The 15,821-nt window shown below is 46.2% G+C and carries 11 protein-coding genes and 1 pseudogene; all 12 read right to left on the reverse strand.

The window, feature by feature from the left end; genetic code table 11:
- Positions 1-796: 796 nt before the first annotated feature.
- Complete coding sequence (locus VY86_RS01025; RefSeq protein WP_046973616.1) at positions 797-1,069, reverse strand: PAAR domain-containing protein; 273 nt, start codon at positions 1,067-1,069, stop codon at positions 797-799.
- 3 nt (positions 1,070-1,072) lie between these two features.
- Entirely contained in the window at positions 1,073-2,218 is a 1,146-nt protein-coding gene (locus VY86_RS01030; protein ID WP_046973617.1) for a DUF3396 domain-containing protein, read from the reverse strand.
- Positions 2,219-2,254: 36 nt separating this feature from the next.
- Complete coding sequence (locus VY86_RS01035) at positions 2,255-3,400, reverse strand: DUF3396 domain-containing protein (RefSeq protein WP_046973618.1); 1,146 nt, start codon at positions 3,398-3,400, stop codon at positions 2,255-2,257.
- Positions 3,401-3,415: 15 nt separating this feature from the next.
- Positions 3,416-4,774 (reverse strand): VRR-NUC domain-containing protein, encoded by a 1,359-nt coding sequence (locus VY86_RS01040; protein ID WP_046973619.1) that lies wholly within the window; start codon positions 4,772-4,774, stop codon positions 3,416-3,418.
- Between the two features lie 2 nt (positions 4,775-4,776).
- A pseudogene (locus tag VY86_RS01045) lies at positions 4,777-6,892 on the reverse strand (type VI secretion system Vgr family protein).
- 1,497 nt (positions 6,893-8,389) lie between these two features.
- Positions 8,390-8,662 (reverse strand): PAAR domain-containing protein, encoded by a 273-nt coding sequence (locus tag VY86_RS01050; protein ID WP_046973616.1) that lies wholly within the window; start codon positions 8,660-8,662, stop codon positions 8,390-8,392.
- 3 nt (positions 8,663-8,665) lie between these two features.
- On the reverse strand, positions 8,666-9,811 hold the full coding sequence (locus tag VY86_RS01055) for a DUF3396 domain-containing protein (RefSeq protein WP_046973620.1): 1,146 nt from the start codon (positions 9,809-9,811) through the stop codon (positions 8,666-8,668).
- Positions 9,812-9,847: 36 nt separating this feature from the next.
- Positions 9,848-10,993 carry a DUF3396 domain-containing protein gene (locus VY86_RS01060; RefSeq protein ID WP_046973621.1) on the reverse strand — a complete coding sequence of 382 codons (1,146 nt, stop codon included), beginning with the start codon at positions 10,991-10,993 and terminating at the stop codon, positions 9,848-9,850.
- Positions 10,994-11,008: 15 nt separating this feature from the next.
- The gene (locus VY86_RS01065) at positions 11,009-12,370 is read right to left on the reverse strand and encodes a VRR-NUC domain-containing protein (RefSeq protein ID WP_046973622.1); all 1,362 of its coding nucleotides are present in this window, start codon (positions 12,368-12,370) and stop codon (positions 11,009-11,011) included.
- Positions 12,371-12,372: 2 nt separating this feature from the next.
- Entirely contained in the window at positions 12,373-14,487 is a 2,115-nt protein-coding gene (tssI, locus tag VY86_RS01070; protein WP_046973623.1) for a type VI secretion system tip protein TssI/VgrG, read from the reverse strand.
- A gap of 687 nt (positions 14,488-15,174) precedes the next feature.
- A complete protein-coding gene (locus VY86_RS01075; RefSeq protein WP_046973624.1) occupies positions 15,175-15,438 on the reverse strand; it encodes a hypothetical protein in 264 nt (87 codons plus the stop codon).
- On the reverse strand, positions 15,435-15,656 hold the full coding sequence (locus VY86_RS01080) for a type II toxin-antitoxin system Phd/YefM family antitoxin (protein ID WP_023044700.1): 222 nt from the start codon (positions 15,654-15,656) through the stop codon (positions 15,435-15,437). Before VY86_RS01080 ends, VY86_RS01075 begins: the two co-directional genes overlap by 4 nt.
- Positions 15,657-15,821 lie beyond the last annotated feature (165 nt).

A 15,821-nucleotide genomic window follows, 5' to 3' on the forward strand; every position in this document is an offset into this window, starting at 1 on the left:
TGATGTTTTCTCTTTCTGGATTAGTATAATATTGAATTTTTCACTCGCTTTTAAAAAGCGTTAATCAATATTTTTTACCTTTGATGATTAAAGTTTTTACCTATTTTTTCTGATTAAAACAGAATGCCGGATAAAGAAAATGACACTTTTTCAACAATCTTAAGTGTATGCCATAATCATTTAAAAGCACGAATATAGAAAGATTAAAATTTTTATATCAAGGGCTGATTTAATTCAGTAAATACAAATTTTCAAAAGAAGAGTTAATGGCTTTTAATCGAAAATTATTAACCGTTAAAAGAGAGCTGAAAAGAAATCCATGCGTAAAAAATATTATCCGAATAGACGGGTATTTAAGTGCTTTCTCACCGGTTATTTTATGAATAAAACCCTAAAGATAATGCAATAAAAAAGGGATAAAACGGTTAATCTGGCAGGATTTAAGTTCTGAAACAGGAGGTGATTATCGGAAAAACAGAAAGAGGTGTTTTTATATTATCAGGTTATTTATTTGCTGATTTATGAAGAAAAAACAAAGGGGGATGACTTATTAAAACTGCGGGTAAGACAGCGTCAGTAAAGATAAACAGTGGGTATGATGAGTATTCGTTAGACGTAAAACATGATAAGCCAATGATGATTAAACTTAATAAAAAGCAGGCGTTAAAAGGGGTAAAAAAACGGTTAAAACTTTATACCGATTAACATTATCAGTTAAAAAAATGAATGTTAATCACAGCTTAAAACCTGCCTTAGTTTTGTGGGTATTTCAATTAAGGGCCCTGGAGTTTGATATTTATGACCGGACCTTTAATCGACAAGCTCCAGTCTGGCAACCACACTTAACAAGGTGTCCCTCCAGTGCGACGGGTATTCCCTGTATATTGAATAAGTTGGAGCCTTCCGCAATAGCGCCAGTTTGTTTACAGGCGGGACAAAATACCGGGTCACCTTTACGGGCAACCTCCAATTGTTGATTTACCAAACCGGAACCATTAAGAACATTTCCGCCGGTTGTTGTGGTATCACCTTTAAGGATAATTTTTTTTCTTTCCACTACACTTCGCATTATTTACTCCGTTATATTTTCCGCTTCTCGTATTAAATGCCAGATTGTTGTGCCCGACTCCGCGCCCTGAATATCAAAAGCCATCGCGCCCTGAGCAAAGAAATACTGCTTGTCAGGGATGCTGTCGGTTCGCCAGAATCCGCTGACAAGAGCCGGATGGCCTCCCTTCAAAGGGGTCACATGCAGAGGGCCACGGTCGTAGCGGGCATACCAGGCCAGGGTGGAAGTCTCATCAAAATGACCGGCACCATAAAAGTGAAGAGAATGACCTTCACGGGGGATCACCCGTATCGGACGTATCAGCTGGTTAATGGCAAAATAACTCTCCGGCACGCTGCCCGGCAGTGGTGTCAAGTCCGGGTATTGACCGGCCCGGATAATCAGACCATCCCGGTAGGGACTAATCACCACATCCGGGTAGCGTGCCAGCGTTTTACGTATCCAAATTTCCCCACCTAGACGGTTGACAAAGCGTTTGGATAGCAGGGTGATCCAGTTAACGCCACGGACGGAATGTTCATACTGTAATTTGGCTGTATGCACCGCAGAATTAACTTGTAATGCAGAGTAACGTTGCGCTAGTTGGTACTCTAAAGGAAAGTAATCGTAGAAGTCGTTGGGTAAGACCAGACAGTAACCACAATCCCCACTGTCAGGCTCAAGCTGTTCACACAGAAAATTCAGCCAGTCCATAAAGCGAGCCATGCCCTCTTGTTCCTTTAGATAATCCCAAGGCAACACTAGACTGAGGTATGAACTACTGTTATCACCATTAGCTTCATCGGAATCCAGATAACGCATCAGGTAATGAGGTGCCTCATCTTCATTTTTAGCATCACTGACCACCCAACCACAAGGTTGGTTTTTTTTCTGATTAAGAATGCCTTCTTCCACTTTGGTAATATTTTCCGGTGAATATTTTTTTAGCCCTTTCAGCTCATGACGGTGAAAACGCAGATGAGCACCGAACTCTTCGCGAAAACGGCGATAACAGGCCAGAATATGCTGTTTTTTCTCCTGGGTGTAGCCCTGTTTAAAAAACAGGGTAATCGAGATACCCAGACGAGAAACAGTCAGCCCCTCGCCATTGGTAAAAGTAAAATCGGCCAGTTGTGATTTTAGCCGGGAAAAATAATCCGAAGTTTCCATATTCTCTCCGTTCATGATGAGGCAGTGGATAATCTGTTATTCCCACATATTTGCTGCTTCCCGTATCAGATGCCAGACCGTTGTGCCCGTTTCTGCACCTTCAACATCAAAAGCTATCGCCCCCTGAGCAAAGAAGTACTGCTTGCCCGGCAGACTATCGGTTCGCCAAATTCCGCTGACCAGTGCGGGATGGTCACCTCTCAGAGGGGTCACATGCAGCGGACCCCGGTCATAGCGGGCATACCAGGCCAGTGTGGAAGTTGAATTAAAATGTCCTTCACCATAAAAATGCAGAGAATGGCCTTCACGGGGGATCACCCGTATCGGGCGTATCAGCTGGTTAATGGCAAAATAACTCGCCGGGACACTGCCCGGTAGTGGTGTTAGATCCGGGTATTGACCAGCCCGGATCATCAGACCATTTCGGTAAGGGCTAATCGCCACATCCGGGTAGCGTGCCAGCGTTTTACGTATCCAAATTTCCCCACCCAGTCGTCTTACAAAGCGTTTGGATAGCAGGGTGATCCAATTAATGCCCCGGATAGAATGTTCATACTGTAATTTGGCTGTATGTACCGCAGAATTAACTTGTAATGCAGGGTAACGTTGCGCTAGTTGGTACTCTAAAGGAAAGTAATCGTAGAAGTCGTTGGGTAAGACCAGACAGTAACCACAATCCCCACTGTCAGGCTCAAGCTGTTCACACAGAAAATTCAGCCAGTCCATAAAGCGAGCCATGCCCTCTTGTTCCTTTAGATAATCCCAGGGCAGCACCAGACTCAGGTAGGAGCTGTCATCGTCACCATCAGCTTCATTGGAATCCAGGTAATGCATCAGATAGCGGGGAGCTTCATAGAGATTTTTGGCGTCACTAACATCCCAGCCAGAAAATTGGTTTTTTTTCTGATTAAGGATTCCTTCTTCCACTTTGGTAATATTTTCCGGTGAATATTTTTTAAGCCCTTTCAGCTCATGACGGTGAAAACGCAGGTGAGTACCAAATTCTTCACGGAAGCGGCGATAGCAGGTCAGAATGCGTTGCTTTTTCTCCTGCGTGTAACCCTGTTTAAAAAACAGGGTAATTGAGATACCCAGACGGGAAACAGTCAGCCCATCGCCATTGAGGAAGGTAAACGCGGCCAGTTGTGATCTCAACTGGGAAAAATAATCCAAAGTCTCCATATTTCTCTCCTTTCATTATGAGGCGGTGGCGAATGTCACACTCGCCAATATTGCCAGGACAGCCGCTAATGCTGCGGCGCTGACTGCTGCTGCGGCAGCTAAAATTTCCACCAGTGCAATCAGCGCGGCAGCGACGGCAAGGGTGACGAGGATAACAACGGCAACTTCGGCAACAATCACCACCACTTCCAGCATGCCTTCCCCCACTTCTTTCAATATTTGCATCCAGCTAATGTTTTTCAGCTCTTCCAGGGTGATATCTGAGCCCTGTTGCACAGTTTGCCACCGGGCTTTTATCTCACTCTCCGTCCAGGTCACGATTTTCCCGGTTTGTTCATTAACCCAGGAAAACGCGTAGCTGACCTGATGGCTTATCGGGTCAACAATTTCTTCACACACCCACTTGCCGGCTTGATTGAGCCACGCATCAAACTGGGCAAGGAGCTCCCGGGTACTGTCGCGGACATAATTCAATCCATTTTCGGCCAGACCAGCCACCTCCTGCCCGAGGACAACCCAGTCTTCATAGCTGGGTAAAAAAGACCAGGGAGAAGTGCTGAGAAGCGGGAGTTTTTTTGTCAGCGGCTGAGGAATGGTCCCCGGCACACCCTCTTCGGGCGGGATGGGTAAAGCTTCATCATCAGGAGGAGAACCGGGCCGCAGCGGGGCCAGCGGTATCGGATTTTTATAGTGTTGTGAGCCGGGTTGGTAATGTTTTCGCCATGCCTCATCATACTGTTTTTGCTCTTCTGTGCGGCTATCATCGACACGCATCACACCAAAACGGTCTTCGGTTGCAATCTGAATGTAATCAGTTTGTTGCCCTTTACTGAGGGAATCCCCCGGAAATTTAACCTCAATCAACATTTTCAGATTATCAGGGTGCACAGAACCATCGAAGTAGGTGGCATTTCTGCCCGGCCAACGGAGTGCTTCATCCTTAACCAGAATAATATCGGGGCGGCGAATACGTTTAACACCAAATTTCTCCCCGTCGTCGACAGAAGGCCGGGCAAACGGATTACTGGATTGTGGTAAATTATCACCATAATGTTGCTTCGAGACTTGACTGGTTGCCAGCATGGGGAGAGGAACATCCTTCTTCCCTCGGATAGCAAACACCACTTCCGCTTTATAGGGCCACAGGAAGTCATGTTTAAGCTCCTCAACCTTAATCAATCCACTCATAATGACTTGATTAAGAAAGCGAATAGCCCCCAGTTTGGTGATAATCATTGCCGGCAGACGCAGGGCGTATTCAGCTTTTCTCGCCAGATAACAGGGATCTTCATCGGCGGGAAAGACGCCGATTTCCATCGTGCAGGTGATTGATGTGACGGCAGGGCACATCTTGCCGCTGTTGGATATTGCCATACTTACTCCTCCATAAATTCCATAACATACTCTACGGGCGCGTTATCACTGACCTCGTATACGGTTTTCTTCGGCTTGGGTGTTGCTTGCGGTGAATTCAGTTGCAGATTTTCCTCTGCCGCACTCTGCACGGTCATCGTTCTGCCCAGCACGTCAGTTTTACCCGGGATGACCTGACCATCGCCAGTGGTGATGGTATAGCGGGTATTCACCAGCGGTTTATCGCTTTGCTCACTTCGCAGGGTATAGCGGGCTGAATAATCAAACAGCGCACCGGCGGATTTCTTGCCGGTGATGTGGTCGGTCATAGTGATGCTGACGCCCTCAATACGGATATTCCCCATGGGATCAATGACTATCTGTCCGCCTGCGTTCCCAATGGTGATTTGCCCGCTGTCAGAGTGCAGCGAGATATGTTTACCCACGGTAATTTGCTGGTTATCGGCGACGTTCAATTGATGACTTTTACTAATGGAAATAGCTTGCTGACCTTTAATGGTCACCGTTTGATTTTGACCGACTTCCAGCGTCTGGCAGCCCTGCACGGCTTCGTCATCATCGTTTTTAATTATCGCAGTGCGGTTATGCTTAACGTCTGTTTTCTGGTCATGGCCTATCTGCGTGGTTTTATCCCAGAGAACCTGGGTATTCATATTCCGCTGAGCATGAATAAACACTTCCTCGCTGCCTTTGGCATCCTCAAAGCGCAGCTCATTAAATCCCTGGCCCCGGTGGGTGCGGGTTTTAAAGGTGGTTCGGGTTTTCTCCGCCGGTAAATCAAGCGGCGGGCGGTTGAGGCCGTTGTAGGTACAGCCCGTCACAATCGGGCGGTCAATATCACCATTCAGATAGCTGACTATCACCTCCTGCCCGACGCGGGGTATCGCCATAAAACCGAAACCGTTGCCGTTCCAGCCCTGTGCGACCCGTACCCAGCAGGAAGCAAGGTCGTCCGCTTCATCGTAACGGTTCCAATGGAAGTGGATACGTATCTCGCCGTGTTTGTTCACATAAATCTCTTCGCTGCCCGCCCCGACCACCGTAGCGACTTCATCACCGTCCGCCAGCGGTTTGTAGCGGTAAGGTGGCCGCCAGTCCTGTCGCCCTGGAATAAAGGTGACATCGTTTGTCAGTGTTGTTCCTTCGCCACCGTCGTTTGACGGCGATAGGCTGCCGCCCATAATGAGTGACAGACAACACCTGCCAGCGGTCATTCATCGTTTCTATTGGATGGGATTGCAGCGTAAAAATTCTACCCGGACGAAGCCGGATACAGTTGGTTTGGGCTGTGCCGACTTTGCTGTAGTTTTGTAACTGCTCTAACCGCAGTTGGGTAAACGGTTTTCCTTCCGCATCCCACTGAAAACGCCCGTAGCTTTCAAATACCGAACCGTACCCACGATTGTCGGCTGTCTTCCGGTGTTCGAGCGAATATTTGGGGTTAAGAAAGTTATAGTCTTTCTGGACAGTGCCATTCGGGCACAGGTATTCGCCATAGCTCCACTGGTATGCCGTGGTATCGGTATCGTCCGTTTCAGGATGCGTATTGTAAGTAAGATCGATATCCGCCCGCATGCCCAGGTGGCAATCACAGAACAACATCTGTACTTCATCAAACCAGAAAGCAATGCCCTCTTCCGCCGCCAGCCGGCACCAGAAGTCATAGTCTGATTCCCGTTTTTGCGTGGTGTATTCCCGTTCAGCATGGCGTTTATAGGGCGTATCACGGACAAATAAAATACGATGCTCTTTAAGCAATTGCGCCAGGATTTCCGGTACAGATTGTCGATGGAAGATACGGCTATTCTGATTCAGCGTCATTAGCCACATGGGAGGGCGAATGGTGAAGGTATAAAAAGTACGACGGCCATCGGTATTACCCTGTTCAGCGCCGGCGATTAAACCATTAATGGTGCGTTCGGTAACGCCATTACGGGTAATGGTCAATGATGCACTGCTCCCTAATTGGTCATTCAAAGGAATATCATCACGTGAGCTAACCCCCTTTAACGTCAGGCTATAAAGCTGTGACAGCTCTTCCTGCAAGGTAAATTGCGATACCTGAAAGGTTGTTTGGGGCAATGCGCCAATTTGGCAGGTGAAAACTAATCCATCCATATTTGAAACCTTACATAATTGAACCCTAATTCTGAAACGGGGATAACACAAGCAGCCATTAAACGCATAATCACGTTCAGCTCTTTTAAATAGCGTCGTGCCGCGCTTCTTCATATTATCGAGCCGGTATTTCAACTTTATAGCTCTGAATACAAAAACAGTTCCAGCCTGTTCCGCAGTAAAAAAATGAAAGCGGGGAACACTCATCACTTAATACGTGGCGTTTGAGAGCACAATAAACCGTTTCCAGCTGAGTAGTGTGGAAATAAATAACAGGGAATTTCGTCCTCTGAATTTTATGACCACAAGATCACGATATTTATCATATAAACATGACAAGAATGTGATTAATATCACATAAAATGGCTAATTAATCGCTATCCATCGTGTGGAATGAATAAAAATTGCCGTAAGTTTTTGCTTAATACGGGGGGAATCTAAAACCTCAAAAGCGTCAGGATATCAATCAGGTATATTTGGGCTGACGATATATGCTTTGAGTGTTTCTATTTTAATTTACTGACCGTATTGACGTAAGCTGCGTAGGGATTTCTAACACTCTATTTAGTTCTTCACAATAGATGATTTCTGTATTTAGACTGACTCAATAACAGAAAAAGCAGTATTCATTATTTCCTCACGGGTTTATCAATACCAATTCTTTGTTAATTACCCAGTGAAAAAAAATAGACAACTAATTACAAAAGACAATTATTCATTCCATTTTGGAAGAAACATTTAGCAATATTATCTCTCACATCATCACCCGTGTAGTTATCACGCATGCGGCTAAACCCAAGCAAATGGATAAAAATGGCTCCATTTATTTTACATTTACCTAACCTGCTATAATTATTTGAAAATGAAAATGAAAATGAAAATGAAAATGAAGAAGTATTAAAGTTTTTTGCTTTTATATCAAGGGCGGATTTAACTGAGTAAATACAACTTCTTAGCAGGGGATTTAATGACATTTAATCGGAAATTATTAACCGTTAAAAGAGAGCTGAAAAGAAATCCATGCGTAAAAAATATTATCCGAATAGACGGGTATTTAAGTGCTTTCTCACCGGTTATTTTATGAATAAAACCCTAAAGATAATGCAATAAAAAAGGGATAAAACGGTTAATCTGGCAGGATTTAAGTTCTGAAACAGGAGGTGATTATCGGAAAAACAGAAAGAGGTGTTTTTATATTATCAGGTTATTTATTTGCTGATTTATGAAGAAAAAACAAAGGGGGATGACTTATTAAAACTGCGGGTAAGACAGCGTCAGTAAAGATAAACAGTGGGTATGATGAGTATTCGTTAGACGTAAAACATGATAAGCCAATGATGATTAAACTTAATAAAAAGCAGGCGTTAAAAGGGGTAAAAAAACGGTTAAAACTTTATACCGATTAACATTATCAGTTAAAAAAATGAATGTTAATCACAGCTTAAAACCTGCCTTAGTTTTGTGGGTATTTCAATTAAGGGCCCTGGAGTTTGATATTTATGACCGGACCTTTAATCGACAAGCTCCAGTCTGGCAACCACACTTAACAAGGTGTCCCTCCAGTGCGACGGGTATTCCCTGTATATTGAATAAGTTGGAGCCTTCCGCAATAGCGCCAGTTTGTTTACAGGCGGGACAAAATACCGGGTCACCTTTACGGGCAACCTCCAATTGTTGATTTACCAAACCGGAACCATTAAGAACATTTCCGCCGGTTGTTGTGGTATCACCTTTAAGGATAATTTTTTTTCTTTCCACTACACTTCGCATTATTTACTCCGTTATATTTTCCGCTTCTCGTATTAAATGCCAGATTGTTGTGCCCGACTCCGCGCCCTGAATATCAAAAGCCATCGCGCCCTGAGCAAAGAAATACTGCTTGTCAGGGATGCTGTCGGTTCGCCAGAATCCGCTGACAAGAGCCGGATGGCCTCCCTTCAAAGGGGTCACATGCAGAGGGCCACGGTCGTAGCGGGCATACCAGGCCAGGGTGGAAGTCTCATCAAAATGACCGGCACCATAAAAGTGAAGAGAATGACCTTCACGGGGGATCACCCGTATCGGACGTATCAGCTGGTTAATGGCAAAATAACTCTCCGGCACGCTGCCCGGCAGTGGTGTCAAGTCCGGGTATTGACCGGCCCGGATAATCAGACCATCCCGGTAGGGACTAATCACCACATCCGTGTAGCGTGCCAGCATTGTGCGTATCCAGTATTCCCCACCCAGTCGTCCTACAAAGCGTTTGGACAGTAGGGTGATCCAGTTAATGCCCCGGATGGAATGTCCATACTGTAATACCGCGGTATGAACCGCAGAATTGACTTGCAGAGAGGGGTAACGTTGCGCTAGCTGGTACTCTAAGGGAAAGTAGTCATGATAATCTCTGGGGATGACCAGGCTGTAGCCACAATCTCCACTGTCCGGTTCGAGTTGTTCGCACAGAAAATCCAGCCAGGCCATAAATTTGGTCATGCCGTCTTGCTCTTTCAGATAATCCCAAGGAAGTGTCAGGCTTAGGTAAGAGCTACTATTATCACCATCAGCTTCATCGGAATCCAGATAATGCATCAGATAGCGAGGGGCTTCATAGAGATTTTTAGCGTCACTAACATCCCAACTAGAGGGCTGGTTTTTTTTCTGATTAAGAATGCCTTCTTCCACTTTGGCAATATTTTCTGGGGAATATTTTTTTAACCCCTTTAGTTCATGAGTATGAAAACGTAGGTGAGTGCCAAACTCTTCGCGAAAGCGGCGATAACAGGCCAGAATACGTTGCTTTTTCTCCTGCGTGTAACCCTGTTTAAAAAACAGGGTAATTGAGATACCCAGACGGGAAACAGTCAGCCCATCACTATTGGTAAAAGTAAAATCGGCCAGTTGTGATTTTAGCCGGGAAAAATAATCCGAAGTTTCCATATTCTCTCCGTTCATGATGAGGCAGTGGATAATCTGTTATTCCCACATATTTTTCCCTTCCCGTATCAGGTGCCAGAGCGTGGTGCCCGACTCCGCACCCTGAATATCAAAAGCCATCGCGCCCTGAGCAAAGAAATACTGCTTGCCAGGGATGCTGTCGGTTCGCCAGAATCCGCTGACAAGAGCCGGATGGCTTCCCTTCAACGGGGTCACGTGCAGAGGCCCACGGTCATAGCGGGCATACCAGGCCAGGGTGGAAGCTGTAGTAAAATGACCGGCCCCATAAAAATGCAAAGAATGACCTTCACGGGGGATCACCCGTATCGGACGTATCAGTTGGTTAATGGCAAAATAACTCTCCGGCACGCTGCCCGGCAGCGGTGTCAGATCTGGGTATTGACCGGCCCGGATAATCAGACCATCCCGGTAGGGACTAATCACCACATCCGGGTAGCGGGCCAGCATTGTGCGTATCCAGTATTCCCCACCCAGTCGCCCTACAAAGCGTTTGGACAGTAGGGTGATCCAATTAATGCCCCGGATGGAATGTTCATACTGTAATACCGCGGTATGAACCGCAGAATTGACTTGCAGAGAGGGATAACGTTGCGCTAACTGGTACTCTAAGGGAAAATAGTCATGGTAATCTTTTGGCATGACCAGACAGTAACCACAGTCCCCACTGTCCGGTTCGAGCTGTTCACACAGAAACTCCAGCCAGGCCATAAATTTGGTCATGCCGTCTTCTTCTTTCAGATAATCCCAGGGCAGTACCAGACTCAGGTAGGAGCTACTATCGTCTCCATCATCCTCATCGGAATCCAGGTAATGCATCAGATAGTGGGGAGCTTCATAGATGTTTTTAGCGTCACTGATATCCCAGGTAGACAGCTGGTTTTTTTTCTGATTAAGAATACCCTCTTCCACTTTGGCTATATTTTCTGGTGAATATTTTTTTAGCCCTTTCAGTGAATGGCGGTGAAAACGCAGGTGAGTACCAAATTCTTCCCGAAAGCGGCGATAACAGGACAGAATGCGCTGTTTTTTCTCCTGGGTATAACCCTGTTTAAAAAACAGGGTAATTGAGATACCCAGACGGGAAACAGTCAGCCCATCACCATTGAGGAAGGTAAATGCGGCCAGTTGTGATCTCAACTGGGAAAAATAATCCAAGGTCTTCATATTTCTCTCCTTTCATTATGAGGCGGTGGCGAATGTCACACTCGCCAATATTGCCAGGACAGCCGCTAATGCTGCGGCGCTGACTGCTGCTGCGGCAGCTAAAATTTCCACCAGTGCAATCAGCGCGGCAGCGACGGCAAGGGTGACGAGGATAACAACGGCAACTTCGGCAACAATCACAACCACTTCCAGCATGCCTTCCCCCACTTCTTTCAATATTTGCATCCAGCTAATGTTTTTCAGCTCCTCCAGGGTGATATCTGAGCCCTGTTGCACAGTTTGCCACCGGGCTTTTATCTCACTCTCCGTCCAGGTCACGATTTTCCCGGTTTGTTCATTAACCCAGGAAAACGCGTAGCTGACTTGATGAGTGACCGGATCAATAATCTCTTCGCACACCCACTTTCCGGTTTTACTAAACCATTCTCCAAACTGAGCAAGGAGCTCCCGGGTACTGTCGCGGACATAATTCAACCCATTTTCGGCCAGACCAGACACCTCTTGTCCGAGGATAACCCAGTCTTCATAGCTGGGTAAAAAAGACCAGGGAGAAGTGCTGACCAGCGGGAGTTTTTTTGTCAGCGGCTGATGAATGGTCCCCGGCACACCCTCTTCGGGAGGCGTGGGGGGAGGTAAAGTATCATCAGGCGGTGAACCAGGTGGCAGCGGGGCCAGCGGTATCGGATTTTTATAGTGTTGGGAACCAGGTTGATAAAGTCTTCGCCACGCTTCATCATACTGTTTTTGTTCTTCTGTGCGGCTATCATCGACACGTAGCACACCAAAGCGTTCTTCTGTCGCAATTAGCATATAATCCCGTTCCTGCTCTCTACTTAGATCATCCCCCGGAAATTTCACCTCAATCAACATTTTTAGATTATCGGGGTGCACAGAACCATCGAAGTAGGTGGCATTTCTGCCCGGCCAGCGGAGAGTCTCATCTTTAACCAGAATAATATCGGGGCGGCGAATACGTTTAACACCAAATTTCTCCGCGTCTTCGGCAGAAGGCCGGGCAAACGGATTACTGGATTGTGGTAAGTTATCACCATAACGCTGTTTCGATATTTGACTGGTTGCCAGCATAGGCAGAGGAACGTCTTTAGCCGCTCTGATAGCAAACACCACTTCCGCTTTATAGGGCCACAGGAAGTCATGTTTAAGCTCCTCAACCTTAATCAACCCGCTCATAATGACTTGATTAAGAAAGCGAATAGCCCCCAGCTTGGTGATAATCATTGCCGGCAGACGCAGCGCATATTCGGCTTTTTTCGCCAGGTAGCAGGGATCTTCATCGGCGGGAAAGACCCCGATTTCCATCGTGCAGGTGATTGATGTGACGGCCGGGCACATCTTGCCGCTGTTGGATATTGCCATACTTACTCCTCCATAAATTCCATCACATACTCTACGGGCGCGTTATCACTGACCTCGTATACGGTTTTCTTCGGCTTGGGTGTTGCTTGCGGTGAACGCAGTTGCAGATTTTCCTCTGCCGCACTCTGCACAGTTAGGGTTCTGCCCAGCGCGTCAGTTTTACCCGGGATGACCTGACCATCGCCGGTGGTGATGGTGTAGGGGACATTCACCAGCGGCTTATCGCTTTGCTCACTCAGCAGGGTATAGCGGGCTGAATAATCAAACAGCGCACCGGCGGATTTCTTGCCGGTGATGTGGTCGGTCATAGTGATGCTGACGCCCTCAATACGGATATTCCCCATGGGATCAATGACTATCTGTCCGCCTGCGTTCCCAATGGTGATTTGCCCGCGGTCAGAGTGCAGCGAGATATGTTTACCCACGGTAATTTGCTGGTTATCGGCGACGTTCAATTGATGGCTTTTACCAATGGAAATGGCTTGCTGACCTTTAATAGTCACCGTTTGATTTTGACCGACTTCCAGCGTCTGGAAGCCCTGCACGGCTTCGTCATCATCGTTTTTAATTATCGCAGTGCGGTTATGCTCAACGTCTGTTTGCTGGTCATGGCCTATCTGCGTGGTTTTATCCCAGAGAACCTGGGTATTCATATTCCGCTGAGCATGAATAAACACTTCCTCGCTGCCTTTGGCATCCTCAAAGCGCAGCTCATTAAATCCCTGGCCCCGGTGGGTGCGGGTTTTAAAGGTGGTTCGGGTTTTCTCCGCCGGTAAATCAAGCGGCGGGCGGTTGAGGCCGTTGTAGGTACAGCCCGTCACAATCGGGCGGTCAATATCACCATTCAGATAGCTGACTATCACCTCCTGCCCGACGCGGGGTATCGCCATAAAACCGAAACCGTTGCCGTTCCAGCCCTGTGCGACCCGTACCCAGCAGGAAGCAAGGTCGTCCGCTTCATCGTAACGGTTCCAATGGAAGTGGATACGTATCTCGCCGTGTTTGTTAACATAAATCTCTTCGCTGCCCGCCCCGACCACCGTAGCGACTTCATCACCGTCCGCCAGCGGTTTGTAGCGGTAAGGTGGCCGCCAGTCCTGTCGCCCTGGAATAAAGGTGACATCGTTTGTCAGTGTTGTTCCTTCGCCACCGTCGTTTGAGGCGATAGGTTGCCGCCCATAATGAGTGACAGACAACACCTGCCAGCGGTCATTCATCGTTTCTATTGGATGGGATTGCAGCGTAAAAATTCTACCCGGACGAAGCCGGATACAGTTGGTTTGGGCTGTGCCGACTTTGCTGTAGTTTTGTAACTGCTCTAACCGCAGTTGGGTAAACGGTTTTCCTTCCGCATCCCACTGAAAACGCCCGTAGCTTTCAAATACCGAACCGTACCCACGATTGTCGGCTGTCTTCCGGTGTTCGAGCGAATATTTGGGGTTAAGAAAGTTATAGTCTTTCTGGACAGTGCCATTCGGGCACAGGTATTCGCCATAGCTCCACTGGTATGCCGTGGTATCGGTATCGTCCGTTTCAGGATGCGTATTGTAAGTAAGATCGATATCCGCCCGCATGCCCAGGCGGCAATCACAGAACAACATCTGTACTTCATCAAACCAGAAAGCAATGCCCTCTTCCGCCGCCAGCCGGCACCAGAAGTCATAGTCTGATTCCCGTTTTTGCGTGGTGTATTCCCGTTCAGCATGGCGTTTATAGGGCGTATCACGGACAAATAAAATACGATGCTCTTTAAGCAATTGCGCCAGGATTTCCGGTACAGATTGTCGATGGAAGATACGGCTATTCTGATTCAGCGTCATTAGCCACATGGGAGGGCGAATGGTGAAGGTATAAAAAGTACGACGGCCATCGGTATTACCCTGTTCAGCGCCGGCGATTAAACCATTAATGGTGCGTTCGGTAACGCCATTACGGGTAATGGTCAATGATGCACTGCTCCCTAATTGGTCATTCAAAGGAATATCATCACGTGAGCTAACCCCCTTTAACGTCAGGCTATAAAGCTGTGACAGCTCTTCCTGCAAGGTAAATTGCGATACCTGAAAGGTTGTTTGGGGCAATGCGCCAATTTGGCAGGTGAAAACTAATCCATCCATATTTGAAACCTTACATAATTGAACCTTAATCCTGAAACGGAGATAACGCCAGAGGCCATTAAACGAATAATCACGTAAATAGCGCCATACAGCGCTTCTTCATATTACCGAGCCGGTGTTTCAACCTTATGGCTCTGAATAAAAAAATAGTTCCAGCCTGTTCCGCAGTAAAAAAATGAAAGCGGAGAACACTCGTCACTTAATACGTGGCGTTTGAGAGAACAATAAACCGTTTCCAGCTGAGTAGTGTGGAAATAAATAACAGGGAATTTCGTCCTCTGAATTTTATGACCACAAGATCACGATATTTATCATATAAACATGACAAGAATGTGATTAATATCACATAAAATGGCTAATTAATCGCTATCCATCGTGCGGAATGAATAAAAATCGCCGTAAATTTTTGCTTAATTCGGGGGAAATCTAAAACCTCAAAAGCGTCAGGATATCAATCAGGTGTATTTGGGCTGACGATATATGCTTTGAGTGTTTCTATTTTAATTTACTGACCGTATTGACGTAAGCTGCGTAGGGATTTCTAACACTCTATTTAGTTCTTCACAATAGATGATTTCTGTATTTAGACTGACTCAATAACAGAAAAAGCAGTATTCATTATTTCCTCACGGGTTTATCAATATCAATTCTTTGTTAATTACCCAGTGAAAAAAAATAGACAACTAATTACAAAAAACAATTATTCATTCCATTTTGGAAGAAACATTTAGCAATATTATCTCTCACATCATCACCAGTTTCCGCTAATACGGTTAGCTCCACCAGTTCCGGCGCTAAGTCGGTCAATGCTTCATATTCACACAATGCTTGAATACGATACAAAACAGCATCAACTCGACCAATATCTACAACACCATGCAGGCCACCGTATCGATCAATTAACTCTTCTCTGATATAACAAATCTTATCAAGAGAAATATGGAAAATCATCGGTCGCTCAATTCCCTAAGTTCAGCATCAAATTCGTCAAATATTGCCGTTACGTCCTGCTTTAATTTATTGGCCGCAAACTCACGATATTCAGCCTCCGAAATGAGTACCGCCTTACCAAATGACTTATGGCGAATGATCACTGGCTCACCGCCAACCGCGGTTTTGTGAACATCGGACAGTTTTGCCCTCGCATCCGTGAAGTTGATAATTTTCATAGAATCACCTGTACAGTTGAAATGTACACACTATAGCACAAGCAAAAATAAACTGAATGCACTCAATGTAGACACGGCAATGACCATGAACGGGAAATTCAATAGCATACTCAACAACAACTTATTTCTGTTGTTTCAACAATATGGTTGTTCTTTAAGTATGCT

It is taken from the genome of Photorhabdus thracensis (assembly GCF_001010285.1).
GTDB lineage: Bacteria > Pseudomonadota > Gammaproteobacteria > Enterobacterales > Enterobacteriaceae > Photorhabdus > Photorhabdus temperata.

Bases quoted from the DNA above. Each gene is read 5' to 3' on its own strand.
- VY86_RS01075 (WP_046973624.1), bottom strand. From the start codon at position 15,438: ATGATTTTCCATATTTCTCTTGATAAGATTTGTTATATCAGAGAAGAG.
- VY86_RS01025 (WP_046973616.1), bottom strand. From the start codon at position 1,069: ATGCGAAGTGTAGTGGAAAGAAAAAAAATTATCCTTAAAGGTGATACC.
- VY86_RS01080 (WP_023044700.1), bottom strand. From the start codon at position 15,656: ATGAAAATTATCAACTTCACGGATGCGAGGGCAAAACTGTCCGATGTT.
- tssI (WP_046973623.1), bottom strand. From the start codon at position 14,487: ATGGATGGATTAGTTTTCACCTGCCAAATTGGCGCATTGCCCCAAACA.
- VY86_RS01055 (WP_046973620.1), bottom strand. From the start codon at position 9,811: ATGGAAACTTCGGATTATTTTTCCCGGCTAAAATCACAACTGGCCGAT.
- VY86_RS01050 (WP_046973616.1), bottom strand. From the start codon at position 8,662: ATGCGAAGTGTAGTGGAAAGAAAAAAAATTATCCTTAAAGGTGATACC.
- VY86_RS01030 (WP_046973617.1), bottom strand. From the start codon at position 2,218: ATGGAAACTTCGGATTATTTTTCCCGGCTAAAATCACAACTGGCCGAT.
- VY86_RS01065 (WP_046973622.1), bottom strand. From the start codon at position 12,370: ATGGCAATATCCAACAGCGGCAAGATGTGCCCGGCCGTCACATCAATC.
- VY86_RS01040 (WP_046973619.1), bottom strand. From the start codon at position 4,774: ATGGCAATATCCAACAGCGGCAAGATGTGCCCTGCCGTCACATCAATC.
- VY86_RS01060 (WP_046973621.1), bottom strand. From the start codon at position 10,993: ATGAAGACCTTGGATTATTTTTCCCAGTTGAGATCACAACTGGCCGCA.
- VY86_RS01035 (WP_046973618.1), bottom strand. From the start codon at position 3,400: ATGGAGACTTTGGATTATTTTTCCCAGTTGAGATCACAACTGGCCGCG.